The sequence below is a fragment of the Micromonospora musae genome, from assembly GCF_003626635.1.
In the GTDB taxonomy this organism is placed as follows: domain Bacteria; phylum Actinomycetota; class Actinomycetes; order Mycobacteriales; family Micromonosporaceae; genus Micromonospora; species Micromonospora musae.
Genome location: NZ_RAZT01000011.1, coordinates 78746 through 93965, shown reverse-complemented (window position 1 = coordinate 93965; position 15220 = coordinate 78746). Strand labels below are relative to the sequence as shown.

Annotated in this window: 15 protein-coding genes and 2 tRNA genes; 12 read left to right on the top strand and 5 right to left on the bottom strand. The window is 69.9% G+C overall.

All coding sequences use genetic code 11. The features are described from left to right. Positions 1-336 precede the first annotated feature (336 nt). The 4 genes from dnaN to D7044_RS22025 all read left to right on the top strand — a co-directional run bounded on the left by dnaN (position 337) and on the right by D7044_RS22025 (position 4272). Positions 337-1470 (top strand): DNA polymerase III subunit beta, encoded by a 1134-nt coding sequence (gene dnaN / locus D7044_RS22040; protein WP_120683112.1) that lies wholly within the window; start codon positions 337-339, stop codon positions 1468-1470. A 38-nt stretch (positions 1471-1508) separates the two neighbouring features. Beyond that, the gene (gene gnd, locus D7044_RS22035; protein WP_120683114.1) at positions 1509-2381 is read left to right on the top strand and encodes a phosphogluconate dehydrogenase (NAD(+)-dependent, decarboxylating); all 873 of its coding nucleotides are present in this window, start codon (positions 1509-1511) and stop codon (positions 2379-2381) included. 15 nt (positions 2382-2396) lie between these two features. Further along, positions 2397-3530, top strand: coding sequence for a DNA replication/repair protein RecF (gene recF, locus D7044_RS22030; protein WP_120683116.1), 1134 nt, complete (start codon positions 2397-2399; stop codon positions 3528-3530). A gap of 184 nt (positions 3531-3714) precedes the next feature. Continuing rightward, positions 3715-4272: a DciA family protein gene (locus D7044_RS22025; RefSeq protein ID WP_120683194.1), complete on the top strand. Its 558-nt coding sequence runs from the start codon at positions 3715-3717 to the stop codon at positions 4270-4272. A gap of 10 nt (positions 4273-4282) precedes the next feature. Here D7044_RS22025 and D7044_RS22020 read toward each other — a convergent pair whose 3' ends face one another. Continuing rightward, positions 4283-4504 (bottom strand): hypothetical protein, encoded by a 222-nt coding sequence (locus tag D7044_RS22020; protein WP_120683118.1) that lies wholly within the window; start codon positions 4502-4504, stop codon positions 4283-4285. Between the two features lie 102 nt (positions 4505-4606). Here D7044_RS22020 and D7044_RS22015 point away from each other — a divergent pair, with 102 nt between their 5' ends. Then, positions 4607-5074 (top strand): MarR family winged helix-turn-helix transcriptional regulator, encoded by a 468-nt coding sequence (locus tag D7044_RS22015; RefSeq protein ID WP_120690081.1) that lies wholly within the window; start codon positions 4607-4609, stop codon positions 5072-5074. Positions 5075-5162: 88 nt separating this feature from the next. On the opposite strand, the gene D7044_RS22010 is transcribed toward D7044_RS22015, so the two are convergent. After that, positions 5163-5744: a hypothetical protein gene (locus D7044_RS22010; protein ID WP_120683121.1), complete on the bottom strand. Its 582-nt coding sequence runs from the start codon at positions 5742-5744 to the stop codon at positions 5163-5165. A 529-nt stretch (positions 5745-6273) separates the two neighbouring features. Here D7044_RS22010 and gyrB point away from each other — a divergent pair. The 6 genes from gyrB (at position 6274) to D7044_RS21980 (ending at position 12246) form a co-directional block, all read left to right on the top strand. Further along, positions 6274-8220, top strand: a complete 1947-nt coding sequence (gene gyrB, locus D7044_RS22000; protein WP_120683125.1) for a DNA topoisomerase (ATP-hydrolyzing) subunit B — start codon at positions 6274-6276, stop codon at positions 8218-8220. A gap of 130 nt (positions 8221-8350) precedes the next feature. Beyond that, on the top strand, positions 8351-10870 hold the full coding sequence (gene gyrA, locus D7044_RS21995) for a DNA gyrase subunit A (protein WP_120683127.1): 2520 nt from the start codon (positions 8351-8353) through the stop codon (positions 10868-10870). Positions 10871-10874: 4 nt separating this feature from the next. Continuing rightward, a complete protein-coding gene (locus tag D7044_RS21990; protein ID WP_120683129.1) occupies positions 10875-11735 on the top strand; it encodes a DUF3566 domain-containing protein in 861 nt (286 codons plus the stop codon). A gap of 145 nt (positions 11736-11880) precedes the next feature. Further along, a tRNA-Ile gene (locus D7044_RS21985) sits at positions 11881-11954 on the top strand. Between the two features lie 44 nt (positions 11955-11998). Beyond that, positions 11999-12127, top strand: a complete 129-nt coding sequence (locus D7044_RS33065; protein ID WP_222864512.1) for a DLW-39 family protein — start codon at positions 11999-12001, stop codon at positions 12125-12127. Between the two features lie 43 nt (positions 12128-12170). Further along, positions 12171-12246: transfer RNA gene (locus tag D7044_RS21980), tRNA-Ala, on the top strand. A gap of 49 nt (positions 12247-12295) precedes the next feature. Here D7044_RS21980 and D7044_RS21975 read toward each other — a convergent pair. The 3 genes from D7044_RS21975 to D7044_RS21965 form a co-directional block, all read right to left on the bottom strand. Further along, positions 12296-12808, bottom strand: a complete 513-nt coding sequence (locus tag D7044_RS21975; protein ID WP_120690079.1) for an NUDIX domain-containing protein — start codon at positions 12806-12808, stop codon at positions 12296-12298. A 165-nt stretch (positions 12809-12973) separates the two neighbouring features. Beyond that, positions 12974-13585 (bottom strand): cadmium resistance transporter, encoded by a 612-nt coding sequence (locus D7044_RS21970; protein ID WP_120690078.1) that lies wholly within the window; start codon positions 13583-13585, stop codon positions 12974-12976. Positions 13586-13612: 27 nt separating this feature from the next. Continuing rightward, on the bottom strand, positions 13613-14524 hold the full coding sequence (locus tag D7044_RS21965) for an alpha/beta hydrolase family protein (protein ID WP_120690077.1): 912 nt from the start codon (positions 14522-14524) through the stop codon (positions 13613-13615). 135 nt (positions 14525-14659) lie between these two features. On the opposite strand from D7044_RS21965, the gene D7044_RS21960 reads away from it, so the two are divergent. After that, a complete protein-coding gene (locus D7044_RS21960; protein WP_120683501.1) occupies positions 14660-15157 on the top strand; it encodes a cupin domain-containing protein in 498 nt (165 codons plus the stop codon). The last annotated feature ends 63 nt before the right edge of the window (positions 15158-15220 follow it).

Genomic DNA, 15220 nt, shown 5'->3' with positions numbered 1-15220 from the left:
ACCCCCGGGTTACACCCCGGTTCTCCACAGCTAAATCACCGGTGGATAACCTGTCTCACCTGCGCAAACGTCGGTTCTCCACAGTTTGCACAGGTGCGATGAAGACGATGAGTTATCTCTTCTGAAAGAACAAAAACCAATCATCACCGTTGGACTTTCTGTGGATCGGGCCGGACGCTGCCTCGGCAGCGGTGAGCAGGGGCTCCCTCCGTGGGGTCGGGCACACAGCCGATGTCGTCGCGTCTTAAGGTGCGATGAGCACCCGCACGGTCGGGCGGGTCGGCAGGCAGCGGTCGGCATGAGAGAGTGGTCGTCGACGTCGACGCGGAGGCATTGATGAAGTTCCGAGTGGAGCGCGACGCGCTCGCCGAGGCCGTGGCCTGGACCGCGAAGAGCCTGCCCAGCCGGCCGTCCGTTCCTGTACTGGCCGGCGTGATGCTCCGGGTCACCGACGGCAACCTGCAGGTCTCCGGGTTCGACTACGAGGTCTCCAGCCAGGTGACCGTCGAGGTCCAGGGGGACGCCGACGGGGCCGCGCTGGTCTCCGGCCGGCTCCTCGCCGAGATCACCAAGGCGCTGCCGGCGAAGCCGGTGGACATCGCCGCGGTCGGGGCGCACCTCGAACTGGTCTGCGGCAGCGCCCGGTTCACCCTGCCCACCATGCCGGTGGAGGACTACCCGTCGCTGCCGGAGATGCCGGAGAGCGCCGGCACGGTCGACGCGGCCACCTTCGCCGCCGCGGTCGCCCAGGTGGCCATCGCCGCCGGGCGTGACGAGACCCTGCCGATGATGACCGGCGTACGGATCGAGCTCTCCGGATCCACTCTGGCGATGCTCGCCACCGACCGCTACCGGCTGGCGCTGCGCGAGATCCAGTGGAACCCGGACGACCCCGAGGTGAGCATCAACGCCCTGGTGCCCGCGCGCACCCTGCACGACACCGCCAAGGCACTGGGCCCGCTCGGTGGCGAGGTCACCATGGCGCTGGCCGCCGGCGGCGCGGGCGAAGGCATGATCGGCTTCGCCGGCGGGACCCGGCGTACGACCAGTCGCCTGCTCGACGGCGCCAACTACCCGCCGGTCCGCTCGCTCTTCCCGAGCAGCCACAACGCCGACGCGCGGGTGTCGGTGAGCACCCTGATCGAGGTCGTCAAGCGCGTGGCGCTGGTCGCCGAGCGGACCACTCCGGTGCTGCTCAGCTTCAGCGCCGACGGGCTGGTCGTGGAGGCCGGCGGCTCGGAGGAGGCGCGGGCGAGCGAGGCGATGGAGGCCACCTTCACCGGCGACCCGCTCACCATCGGCTTCAACCCGCAGTACCTGATCGACGGCCTCACCAACCTGGGCGCGCAGACCGCGGTGCTCTCGTTCGTCGATGCCTTCAAGCCCGCGGTGATTTCACCCGCCGGCGAGGATGGCGAGGTCGTCCCCGGGTATCGCTACCTCATCATGCCGATCCGCGTGTCTCGCTGATCGAGCCCGCAACACCCACGCACCGGAGGTAAGAACACATGCAGCTCGGCCTGGTAGGACTCGGCCGGATGGGCGGCAACATGCGCGAGCGGTTGCGCGCTGCCGGCCACGAGGTGGTCGGTTTCGACCACAACGCGGAGCTGAGCGACGTCGCCACTCTCGGGGCGCTGGCCGAGAAGCTCGAGTCGCCGCGGGCGATCTGGGTGATGGTGCCGGCCGGCGTGACCGACGAGACGATCGACGCGCTGGCCGAGGTGCTCGACGCGGGCGACATCATCATCGACGGTGGCAACTCGCGGTTCAGCGACGACGCTCCCCGCGCCGAGCGCCTCAACGAGCAGGGCATCGGCTACATCGACGTCGGCGTCTCCGGTGGCGTCTGGGGCCGGCAGAACGGGTACGCGCTGATGGTCGGCGGCTCCGAGGAGCATGTCGCCCGGCTGATGCCGATCTTCGAGTCGCTCAAGCCGGAAGGCGAGTTCGGCTTCGTGCACGCCGGGCCGGTCGGTGCCGGTCACTACGCGAAGATGGTGCACAACGGCATCGAGTACGGCCTGATGCACGCCTACGCCGAGGGCTACGAGCTGCTGGCCGCCTCAGAGCTGGTCACCAACGTGCCCGGCGTCTTCAAGTCGTGGCGTGAGGGCACCGTGGTCCGCTCCTGGCTGCTCGACCTGCTCGACCGGGCCCTCGACGAGGACCCGGAGCTGGCCGAGCTGAGCGGCTACACCGAGGACACCGGCGAGGGCCGGTGGACGGTGGACGAGGCGGTCCGGTTGGCCGTGCCGTTGAACGTCATTACCGCCTCGCTCTTCGCCCGGTTCGCGTCGCGTCAGGACGACTCGCCCGCGATGAAGGCGGTGGCCGCGCTGCGCCAGCAGTTCGGCGGGCACGCCGTTCGTAAGCGCTGACGGTAACCACAACCTGTGTACGTCCGCCGGCTGGAACTGGTCGACTTCCGCTCGTACGAGCGGGTCGGCGTCGACCTGGAGCCGGGGGCGAACGTCCTGATCGGGGCCAACGGCGTCGGCAAGACGAACCTGGTCGAGGCGCTCGGCTACGTGGCGACCCTGGACAGCCACCGGGTCGCCACGGACGCGCCGCTGGTGCGGATGGGCGCAAGCTCGGCGGTGATCCGCTGCGCGGTCGTGCACGACGGGCGGGAGCTGCTCGTAGAGCTGGAGATCGTTCCGGGCAAGGCGAACCGGGCACGGCTGGGCCGTTCGCCGGCCCGCCGGGCCCGGGACGTCCTCGGCGCGCTGCGGCTGGTGCTCTTCGCCCCGGAGGATCTGGAGCTCGTCCGGGGCGACCCGGCGGAGCGGCGCCGCTACCTGGACGACCTGCTGGTCAGCCGGCAGCCCCGGTTCGCCGGGGTGCGGGCCGACTACGAGCGGGTGGTCAAGCAGCGCAACGCCCTGCTGCGCACCGCGTACCTGGCTCGTAAGACGGGTGGGTCGCGGGGTGGTGACCTCTCGACGCTCGCCGTCTGGGACACCCACCTGGCCCGCCACGGGGCGGAGTTGCTCGCCGGCCGGCTGGAGCTGGTCGCGGCGCTGACGCCGCACGTGGCGAAGGCGTACGACGCGGTGGCCGCCGGGCGTGGTGCGGCCGCCATCGCGTACCGGCCGTCGGTGGAGCTGACCGAGCCGACCGTGGACCGGACGGTGCTCGCCGAGGCGTTGACGACCGCGCTGGCCGAGTCGCGGTCGGCGGAGATCGAGCGGGGTACGACGCTGGTCGGCCCGCACCGGGACGAGTTGGCCCTCACCCTCGGTCCGCTGCCCGCGAAGGGGTACGCCAGCCACGGCGAGTCCTGGTCCTTTGCGCTGGCGCTGCGCCTGGCCGGGTACGACCTGCTGCGCGCCGACGGGGTCGAGCCGGTGCTGGTGCTCGACGACGTGTTCGCCGAGTTGGACGCAGGACGCCGCGAGCGGCTGGCCGAGCTGGTCGCCGGGGCGAGTCAGCTGCTGGTGACCTGCGCCGTAGACGACGACGTGCCGGCGGCCCTGCGCGGCGCCCGGTACGAGGTGGGCGAGGGGACGGTACGCCGTGCCGAATGATCCGGAACGGATGCCGGAGGGGCGCCCGCAGGCGGGGCGACGGAGCCGCACCGCCTCGACCGGTGACCCCGGTGCGCGTACCGAAGCGGGTGGCGTGCCGGGCGGCGGTGGCCCCGGCGCCCGACGGGGCGGGACCGCGGCGGACGGTGGGGCCACCCCGGGCTCCGGCACCCGGCGGGACGCGGTGCCCGAGGCGGGCCCGGCGGGCGACGGCGCCGAGGCGGGCGGGTCGGACGGAGTGTCGGGGCCGCAGCTGGCGCGGGCGGTGCTGGACGCGGCGAGGGCCCGGCGGGAGTCGACGGCGAAGACCCGCCGGCGGGCCGCCCCCGGGGGAGCCGGTGGTGGCGAGCGGAGGCTGCGCGGCTACTCGGGCCCCGGGCCGGATCCGCGTGACCCGCAGCCGCTGGGTGCGGTGCTGAACCGGCTGATGAAGGCCCGCGGCTGGCAGCAGCCGGCCGCCGAGGCGACCGTCTTCGGCGCCTGGGAGCGGGTGGTGGGGCCGGAGGTGGCCCAGAACAGCCGCCCGGTCAAGCTGGAGAACGGTGAGCTGACGGTCGAGGCCCGCTCCACCGCCTGGGCGACCCAGCTGCGCCTGCTCGCCGGCTCACTGTTGAAGCAGATCGCCCGGGAAGTCGGTCACAACGTGGTGCGCAAGCTGCACATCCACGGTCCGGCGGCGCCGTCGTGGTCCCGTGGGCCGCGCCGGGTCCGTGGCCGCGGCCCACGCGACACGTACGGCTGATCGCGGCGGCTCAGCCGCCGTTGCGGGCCTCGCGCGCCGCGCGCTTGCGTTCGCGCTGCTCCCGGCTGTAGCGCTTGCGGTTCTCCAGGTCCTGCTTCCACAGTTCCCGGGCCATCGCCGAGCCGCCCTGGACGGCGCCCTGGACCTCGGCCGGGCCGGCCAGGTGCCGGTACGCCCACCTCATGAGCCGGCCGCCCTCACCCGGTGCCGGGACCGGCTTCTGCTCACCCATGCCACCCACCTCCCTGATGGTTGGACCCCCAACAGTTGGTGTACCAATTATTGGGGCACCAAATGACGGTACGATAGCACCGGTCTACGAGGGAGGCGAGCAGTGCGCGACGAGGTGGCGGGGCGGGATCCGCTGGCCCTGGAGGAGCAGGTGTGCTTCGCGCTCTCGGTCGCCGCGCGCAGCGTCGTCGCGGTCTACCGCCCGCTGTTGGAGCCGATGGGGCTGACCCACCCGCAGTACCTGGTCATGCTGGCGCTCTGGCAGCACGCCCCGCTCTCCGTGCGCGAACTCAGCCGGCTGCTGCAGCTCGACCCGGGCACCCTCTCCCCGTTGCTGAAGCGGCTGGAGGCGACCGGTTACGTCCGCCGGGAGCGGGCGGCCGGCGACGAGCGCAGCCTCGCGGTCACGTTGACCGCCGCCGGGGCGGCGCTGCGGGCCCAGGCAGAGCAGATCCCGGCCGCGGTCGTGGCCCGGCTCGGACTTCCGGTGGCGGAGTTGCAGCAGCTGCACGCCGCGCTGACCACCGTGATCGCCGCCGCGAACCGGGCCGGCGCCGAGCCGGCCTCCTGAGGAGCGGACCGGGCTCGCTTCGGCGGACCGGGCCGGCCTCTTGGGGAACCGGCCGGGCTCACTTCGGCGGACCGGGCCGGGCGCGCGGTCAGGAGTGGGTGGCCCGGCGTGGGGCGGCGGACTCGGCGTAGACGGCGAAGCCCCGGTCGGCGCAGCGCCGGTAGAACGCGGCCAGGACGCTGAGCTCGGCGCAGGTGAAGTTCCACTGCGGCGGCTCGCCGCTCTCGTCGCGCAGCGCGTCGAGTCGCCCGTCCAGCCAGCGCAGCTGCTGCTCGGCGAGGCGTCCGTCGGCGAGCAGCTTGCCCAGCACCTCGCTCACCGACTCGAACGTGACCGCCTCGCCGTACGCCCGGTGCCCGGCGACGAAACGCTCGATGCCGTCGGCGATCCAACCGCAGCCGTCCGGGTCGATCACCGGATCCTCGTCCTCGGCCGCGGCGTCCGTGGCGTAAAGCACACCCTCCAGGCCGAGCAGCAGATCGACCAGCTCCGTGTACCCGGTCGCGCGGACCGTGCCGGTCTTGGCGATCAACTCGGCCAGCGCGGCTGTCGGCGCGGAGATATTCGGCAGATCGACGATCTCGCCGAAGTCGACGAACTCGGCCGGCGCGACCGGATCGTAGAAGCGGCCGGTACGCGGCCAGTGGACCGCGACGTTGTCCAGCCCCATCTGGGGTCACCTCTTAACAGCACGTGTGGGGTCGATCGACTCGATCGTCCGGTTCCGGGCCAGAAAGATCAAGTCCTGTCGGGGACCGCCGCCAAGGTACGGCACCACCGCCCACTCCGCGACCCCTCGACCCGCCCGACCCCGGGTGCACCCGCGAGCGGCCCGGCCCGTCGATCTTGGCTTCTCGCGTGGGGGGAGTCGCGGACGCGGCGATTCGGCCCGCTACGGAGTTCTCAGCCGCTTTGCGAGGGTGCCGAGTGGCGGTTCTACCCCCAACGCACAGTAAGATTGGCGTAGAGACGAAGACCCGATGCGGAGCGAGGAGACCCGGGCCCCAGAAAGGGCCCGCGATCATTGTCCACGTCGGGTTGAGCCGATCGCGATCCGCGGGCAACCGCGGCGACCGGCGCGTACCGACCCGTGACCGGACTATCCGGTGCCGGTCCGCGCCGACGTCGCGTCCTGTCCGCCGAACCCCGCGCCCGAAGCGCCCACCTGCGGTGCTGACGGTGCGAGAAAGTGGCCGAGGGTGGCAGCGCAGGACAACCAGCAGTACGGCGCAGAATCGATCACCGTTCTCGAAGGGCTTGAAGCGGTCCGGAAGCGGCCCGGTATGTACATCGGGTCGACCGGCGAGCGGGGTCTGCACCACCTCGTCTGGGAGGTAGTGGACAACGCGGTCGATGAGGCCCTCGCCGGCTACTGCGACACCATCGACGTGGTGCTGCTGGCCGACGGTGGCGTCCGGGTGACCGACAACGGTCGTGGCTTCCCGGTCGACCTGCACCCGAAGCTGAAGAAGCCCGGTGTCGAGGTGGCGCTCACCGTGCTGCACGCCGGTGGCAAGTTCGACGGCAAGGCCTACGCGGTCTCCGGCGGCCTGCACGGCGTCGGCGTCTCGGTGGTGAACGCCCTCTCCACCAGGATGGCGGTGGAGATCCAGAAGGACGGCTTCTACTGGCGGCAGCAGTACGCCAACTCCAAGCCCAGCCCGCTGGAGAAGGGTGAGCCGACCGACCGGAGCGGCTCGGCGGTCTCCTTCTGGCCGGACGCGACGGTCTTCGAGACCGTCGACTTCGACTTCCAGACCATTTACCGGCGCCTCCAGGAGATGGCCTTCCTCAACCGCGGCCTCACCATCCACCTGCTCGACGAGCGGGTCGCGGAGGGTGAGGAGGGCAAGCCGCGCGAGGTGACCTTCCTCTACAAGGGCGGTATCGCCGACTTCGTCCGGCACCTCAACGCCTCGAAGAACCCGATCCACCGGACGGTGGTCGAGTTCGGCGCCGAGGAGGAGGGCATGTCGGTCGAGATCGCCATGCAGTGGAACGAGTCGTACGGCGAGTCGGTCTACACCTTCGCCAACACGATCAACACCCACGAGGGCGGTACCCACGAGGAGGGCTTCCGGGCCGCGCTGACCAGCGTGGTCAACCGGTACGGCACCGACCGCAAGCTGCTCAAGGGTGACGAGAAGCTCTCCGGCGAGGACATCCGCGAGGGGCTCGCGGCGATCATCTCGGTGAAGCTCGCCAACCCGCAGTTCGAGGGGCAGACCAAGACCAAGCTCGGCAACACCCCGGTCAAGAGTTTCGTGCAGCGGGTCTGCAACGAGTGGCTGGTCGACTGGTTCGACCGCAACCCCGCCGAGGCGAAGACCATCATCCAGAAGGCCTCCCAGGCGGCCCGGGCCCGGATCGCCGCGCAGCAGGCGCGCAAGCTGGCCCGGCGCAAGTCGCTGCTGGAGTCCGGCTCGATGCCCGGCAAGCTGGCCGACTGCCAGTCCACCGACCCGCGCGAGTCCGAGGTCTTCATCGTCGAGGGCGACTCGGCCGGCGGCTCGGCGAAGCAGGGTCGCGACCCGCGGACCCAGGCGATCCTGCCGATCCGCGGCAAGATCCTCAACGTGGAGAAGGCCCGGATCGACCGGGTGCTGAAGAACAACGAGGTCCAGGCGCTCATCACCGCGCTCGGCACCGGCATCCACGACGACTTCGACATCGAGAAGCTGCGCTACCACAAGATCGTGCTGATGGCGGACGCCGACGTCGACGGTCAGCACATTCAGACGCTGCTGCTCACCCTGCTCTTCCGCTTCATGCGGCCGCTGGTCGAGCTGGGGCACGTCTACCTGGCCGCCCCGCCGCTCTACAAGATCAAGTGGAACAAGCGGGGCGACGACGCCCAGTACGCGTACTCCGACCGGGAGCGCGACGGCCTGATCGCGCTGCGCCAGCAGCAGAAGCCGAACGCGAAGCCGGACGACATCCAGCGGTTCAAGGGTCTCGGCGAGATGAACTACCCCGAGCTGTGGGAGACCACGATGAACCCGGCGACCCGCACCCTGCGTCAGGTCACGCTCGACGACGCGGCAACCGCCGACGAGTTGTTCAGCGTGCTCATGGGTGAGGACGTCGAGGCACGCCGGTCGTTCATCCAGCGCAACGCCAAGGACGTCCGGTTCCTGGACATCTGACGGTCGCCGGCGGGTCGGCCGGACATCCACCGATCGACCCGCCGGTCCACAGAGTTATCCACAGCTAGGCCGGTTTCCACAGCGGTTATCCACAGCACGAAAACGACTCTCAGTCTGATAAGGGTAAACAGTGACCGATTCTCCCGAGTCCACACCGAACGAGCCCGAGGCCGCCGAGGCCGCCGGTGCCGTGGTCGCGCACGACCGGATCGAACCGGTCGGGCTCGAGGTGGAGATGCAGCGCTCCTACCTCGACTACGCGATGAGCGTCATCGTCGGGCGTGCGCTGCCGGATGTCCGGGACGGGCTCAAGCCGGTCCACCGCAAGATCCTCTACGCGATGTTCGACTCCGGCTACCGGCCGGACCGCGGCTACGTGAAGTGTTCCCGGGTCGTCGGCGACGTGATGGGTCAGTTCCACCCGCACGGCGACTCGGCGATCTACGACGCGCTGGTCCGGATGGCCCAGCCGTGGTCGCTGCGCTACCCGCTCGTCGACGGCAACGGCAACTTCGGCTCACCGGGCAACGACCCGGCCGCGGCCATGCGGTACACCGAGTGCAAGCTCGACCCGCTGGCCATGGAGATGCTGCGGGACATCGACGAGGACACCGTCGACCTGCAGGACAACTACGACGGCCGGGCCAAGGAGCCCACCATCCTGCCGTCCCGGATCCCGAACCTGCTGATCAACGGCTCCGAGGGCATCGCGGTCGGCATGGCCACGAAGATCCCGCCGCACAACCTGCGCGAGATCGGCGCGGCGGTGCAGTGGTGCCTGGAGAACCCGGAGGCCGACGAGGCGACCACCCTCGAGGCGCTGCTGGAGATCGTCAAGGGCCCCGACTTCCCGACCCACGGCCTGATCGTCGGCCAGGCCGGCATCCAGGACGCCTACCGGACCGGCCGCGGATCGATCCGGATGCGGGCCGTGGTGGAGGTCGAGGAGGACAAGCGCGGCCGCCCCGCGCTGGTCGTGAGCGAGCTGCCCTACCAGGTCAACCCGGACAACCTCGCCGAGCGGATCGCCGATCTGATCAAGGAGGGCAAGCTCGGCGGCATCGCCGACATCCGCGACGAGTCCTCCGGGCGTACCGGCATGCGGATCGTGCTCGTGCTCAAGCGCGACGCGGTCGCCAAGGTGGTGCTCAACAACCTCTACAAGCACACCCAGCTCCAGGAGACGTTCGGCGCCAACATGCTGGCGCTGGTCGACGGGGTGCCGCGCACGCTCAACCTCGCCCAGTTCATCCGCTACTACGTCGAGCACCAGATCGAGGTCATCCGCCGGCGCACCGCGTTCCGGCTGCGCAAGGCGGAGGAGCGGGCCCACATCCTGCGCGGTCTGTCCAAGGCGCTGGACGCCCTCGACGAGGTGATCGCCCTGATCCGGCGCTCGCCCACGGTCGAGGACGCCCGGCAGGGCCTGGTCCGGCTGCTGGAGATCGACGAGATCCAGGCGACCGCGATCCTGGACATGCAGCTGCGCCGCCTCGCGGCGCTGGAGCGGCAGCGGATCCTCGACGACCTGGCCAAGCTGGAAATCGAGATCGCCGACCTCAAGGACATCCTCGCCAAGCCCGAGCGGCAGCGGAAGATCGTCTCCGAGGAGCTGGGCGAGATCGTCGCCAAGTGGGGCGACGACCGGCGGACGAAGATCATCCCGTTCGAGGGCGAGGTCTCGATGGAGGACCTCATCGCCCGCGAGGACGTGGTGGTCACCATCACCCGCACCGGGTACGCCAAGCGCACGCGGGTCGACCAGTACCGCTCGCAGCGCCGAGGCGGCAAGGGCGTCAGCGGCGCGACCCTGCGCCAGGACGACATCGTCAGCCACTTCTTCGTCTGCTCGACGCACGACTGGATCCTGTTCTTCACCAACCAGGGTCGGGTCTACCGGGCCAAGGCGTACGAGCTTCCGGAAGCCAGTAGGGTGGCCAAGGGCCAGCACGTGGCCAACCTGCTCGCGTTCCAGCCCGATGAGCAGATCGCACAGATCATCGAGATTCCGAACTACCAGGTGGCTCCCTACCTGGTACTGGCCACGAAGAACGGCCTGGTGAAGAAGACGCGGCTTGAGGAGTTCGACTCCAACCGTTCCGGCGGCATCATCGCCATCAACCTGCGCGATGAGGACGAGTTGGTCGGCGCTGCGCTGGTGGGGCCGGAGGACGACCTGCTGCTGGTCTCCAAGAAGGCGCAGGCGATCCGGTTCAACGCCACCGACGAGGCGCTGCGGCCGATGGGTCGCGCCACCTCTGGCGTGATCGGGATGCGCTTCACCGAGGACGACGTGCTGCTGGCCATGGAGGTCGTCCGGCCGGGTCTGGACGTCCTGGTCGCGACGAACGGGGGATATGCGAAACGTACCCCCATCGAGGAATACCCGGTCCAGGGCCGGGGAGGTAAAGGCGTGCTGACTGCGAAGATCACAGAGCGACGCGGTGGTCTGGTCGGCGCGGTGGTGATCGATCCGGACGACGAGCTGTTCGCGATCACCAGTAACGGTGGCGTCATCCGGACTCCCGTGAAGCCTGTACGCCGTACGCGTGACCGGAACACAATGGGGGTCAAGCTGATGGACCTTCCGGACGGCGTGACTATCGTGGCGATTGCTCGCAATGCCGACGAGCCTGACGAACAGGACTAGTTGAATGACGGAGACACAGGCGAAGTCGGGGAACGCGGGGTCCTCGGCCAACCCGGTCGACGAGGAGGCCGCAGGAGGCGGCGCATCGGCGACCGGCCGAGCGGCCGTGGGCCGCGCGACGGTCCCCGCCGACGCGCCTGCCCCGAAATTCACCCGGGCTCCCGGGATGACACCGCCGCCGGACAAGCCGACCGACGACGAGGGGTCCAGCGAGAAGACCCAGGCGGTGCCGGCCGAGGCGGCCAAGGCGGCCGCCGCCCGGCCGTCGAGCAGCAGCACCCAGCAGATCCCGGTCCGGGCCGGCGCGGCCAGCACCGGCACCCAGACCCGGGTCAGCGGTACGGCCAATCCGGAGGCCACCCGGCCGGGACCCGGGGGCCGGCCACCGAACGGCGGCAGCCTCCCCGCCGGCCTCGGCAACCCGTCCGCCGTCGGGGCGGCGCGGGTGGGTGACGCGGTACGCGCCGCGCGTTCGTCCGTGAGTTCGGCCGCGTCCCGCGGACCGCGCCGGGCCCGGCTGAACCTGAAGCGGATCGACCCCTGGTCCGTGATGAAGTTCGCATTCGCCGTCTCGGTGGTGCTCTTCATCGTGGTCGTGGTGGCCACCTCGGTGCTGTACCTGGCCCTGGACGCCATGGGCGTCTTCCAGAGCGTCAACGACAGCCTCACCGACCTGTTCAACGCCGGCGGGCAGAGCACGGACGGCTTCCAGGTCACTGCGAAGGGCGTGATCCTCAGCTCGGCGCTGATCGGTCTGGTCAACGTCGTGCTGTTCACGGCGCTGGCCACCCTCGGGGCGTTCGTCTACAACGTCTGCGCCGACATGGTCGGCGGAATCGAGCTGACCCTCGCCGAGCGGGACTGATCGACATCGGACGCCGGGGCGCCGCGAAAAGCGGTCGTCCCGGCGTTCGGCGTTCCGGTAGGTTCGACGGCGACGGGCAGCGCGCGGGGCCACCCCCGATTTGGGGCGGCGCGCGCGGATGGGTTAACCTTGCTCGTCGCTACGCGGGGCTATAGCTCAGTCGGTTAGAGCGCAGAGCTGATAACTCTGAGGTCGCTGGTTCGATTCCAGCTAGCCCCACCGCACGTCCTCCGACGGCCAGTCGAGCGCAAGGGGTCACCCCAATGGTCAAGAAGCTTCTGATTCTCGCCGGTGTCATCGGCGTGGCCGCGGTCGTGGCCAAGAAGATCAAGGCTTCCAACGACGAGCGTGCCCTCTGGCATGAGGCGACCACCGCGCCCGACCTGCGCTGAACCGACCGTCGGCCACAATTGACCAGCGGCGTCGTCCGCTTCCGGGGCCCTAGCTCAACTGGCAGAGCACTGCCTTTGCAAGGCAGGGGTTAGGGGTTCGAGTCCCCTGGGCTCCACCAGCACTTCCCTTGGTTGTTCTCTGTACCGAGTCGTAGCTGCGACCGCCGCCTACCGCACTCCGTCGCTCGACGAATCCATCCCGGCACATGCACGACAGTCGGCCTTGGTTCCTCGGTCGTCCTGGATACAGCCGGTGATATCCGAGTGCCTGGGGGCATATTCAAACTCAGGCAGAGCAGGAACCATGGCCGCCAAGACACCGTGCACGAGGGGAAGGCCGCCCAGCTCGCTGATCTTGACCCAGGCGATGTCGTCATGCTCGTCAGGTGCACGGTTGGTGGGAGAGCCGACCCATTCTCCGATTTGCCAGACGCCCACGTGAACGGCGTCGTCACCACTGCCGTCATGCACGACGTCCAACCGTGAAGCGGACTCCGCCACGATGTGAACACCGAGCTCCTCGTGCATCTCACGCGCGAGGGCTTGCAGTTCCGACTCACCCGCTTCGACCTGCCCCCCGGGCAGATCCCAGACATCTGGGTACGCCCGTTTGGTCGGCCTGCGGTGTACCAGCAGGATCGCACCGTCTTCAACGAGCGCGCCTGTGACGACGACATGCATGACGGGATTAGAGCACGGGCATAGGACATGCTCGATCCAGCCGGACGGGGCACCCGGAGGTCCGGATCTGCCACGATTCGATTGCTACGGGATGTGGCAGCCCATCGCCAGCGGTTCGGCCAGGCCGCGACGCGCGCCCGAGCCGCGGTCCAGACTGTCGAATGGCTATCGCCCGCCTGCGTGGGCCAGGACGCCGGACTCGATCACGATGACCGCGCCGATGGTCATGAAGACCGCCGGCACGATCCAGTGCCCGAATCGCTGCACCACGTCGATGATCCTCCGGTGGGAGCCCAGCCAGGATCCCGCCGCGCACCAGACGGCGACGCCGACGGCGAAGACGGCCACGGTGACCAGGGTGTTTCCCAGACCGATGGCACGGAACACAGGCGTGTAGACGGAGAGGTTGTCAGCGCCGTTGGCGGTGGTCACCGCCATCACCGACACCAACCCGGTGGCCACTGCCGGATTCGGCGGATCCTCCTGGCCGCGCGTTCGGATCGCACCGATCATGCCGCGTACGCCCAGGGCGAAGGGGATCAGGCCGAGCAGCCCCACCCACCGGTCCGGCACGATCGTCAGACCCAGAGCGGCCACCGCGGAGAGCGCCACCAGGACCGAGATGCCGGCGTACTGCCCGGCCCAGATCTGCCACGGCCGAGGCCGCCCGGAAGCCCGGGCGGAGAGGAACAGCACCGTCAACACGATGATGTCGTCGACGTTGGTGCCGACGAACACGCCGACTGCCGTGCCCAGGGTGCCCGCAAGATCCCCCACAGTCGGGCAGCTTACGGCGATCAGGGCTCAATCAGTGATCGTCGAACCGAGTCGACCGAGCTGGGAGCCGAGCCAGCTGAGCAGTTCGGCGCTGTACTGCCCGCTGATGGCGGCGAGGTCTTCACCGCCGTCGAGCGTGGGCAGGTGATCACAACCGTCGAGCCGGCATACGCTCACCGGCGTCCCGCTGGCGGCAGTCGCACGTCGCCAGGCCGCGATGCTGGCATCGATCGGCACCCACGCGTCCGTCGTGCCGTAGCAGAGCAGCACCGGGCAGGACACCCGCGCGAAGATCGGCTCCGGGTCGAAATCCAGGTCGGCCCAGGTGCCGGGGCGTGGCGCGAGCTGCCGAGGCACCCACGCCAACGGAAACCAGGCCCGCTCGGCCACGCCGTCCACGACGCGTTGGGCGGTCTGCCTATCGAGGCGTCCTCGCTGGTAGTCCTCCACGGCGGCCCGGAGGTGGTGCAGCTCGGCGACGTCCGGCTCCGGGAAGCCGGAACGGCGCAGCTGCTCGGCGGTGCCATAACGCATCTGCGCCGCCGGGCTGACTCCGCTGGACGACACCAGGATTAGGAAGTCGACCAGGTCGGGTTGGCGGGTAGCGGTCAGCGAGGCCGCCCAGGCCCCCTGGCTCCAGCCCCACAGGCCGATGGGGGCGTCCCCCACGTACCGCCGCGCGCACTGGATGGCGGCGGCGGCGTCGTCGGACTGCCGGGACAGCGGCACGTCGGCTCCGCGCACCCCCGGCCGGCGGTCGAAGCGAAGCACCGCGATGCCGGAGCCGGGCAGGAGCTGAGCCAGGTGCGTGTAGCAGAAGTACGAGCGTTCCCCGGCCGCGGCGCCGTGCAGGGCGACCACCGCACCGCGAACCGGACCTGCCGGTAGGTCCAGCGTTGCCGGGAGCTGCCCGCCGTCGACGTCGATGCTCAGCTCCATGCCCGGCAGTCAAGCACGACCGGACTGCTAGCGTCGGGCTGGTCCGCGCCGTCCGGCAGATCGGCATCGGCCGACCGAGACCCGGAGCAGCCAACCCCGGGCGGCAGGCAAACTGCACCTGGGAGGGAACCCCCTTTGTCAGCACCCGACTATCCGCCTCCCCGCTACCACGGGGAGCAGGGGCACACCCACACGCACCTGCGCCGGGCGGACCAACCACCGGACATCACCTATCCGAACGGGGTGAGGGTCACCTACCTCGCTCGCGGCTCGGAGACGTCCGGCGACTTCGGCCTCTACCGGTGGGACTTCAGCCCGGAGCCGAGCGGACCGGGCCCGCACTTCCACCGGGGAATATCCGAATCGTTCTTCGTCCTCAGCGGACGTGTGCGGCTGTATTCGGGCGACCGTTGGATCGATGGCACCGCCGGTGACTTCATGCACGTACCGCCGGGCGGTCTGCACGGCTTCCGCAACGAGTCCGGCGAGCCGGCGTCGATGCTGCTCATGTTCACTCCGGGAGCGCCCCGGGAGTCGTACTTCGAGACCCTGCTGAAGCTGCGGGACGGGTCGTTGGAGCTGACCGAACCGGAGCTGGACGCCTTCGGAGAGCGGCATGACAACTGGACTTGACCGCCGGGCGGAGGGTGGTGGCGCCGACGTCAGCCAGCCATTGGCCGGTCGCTTGCGCGCTGC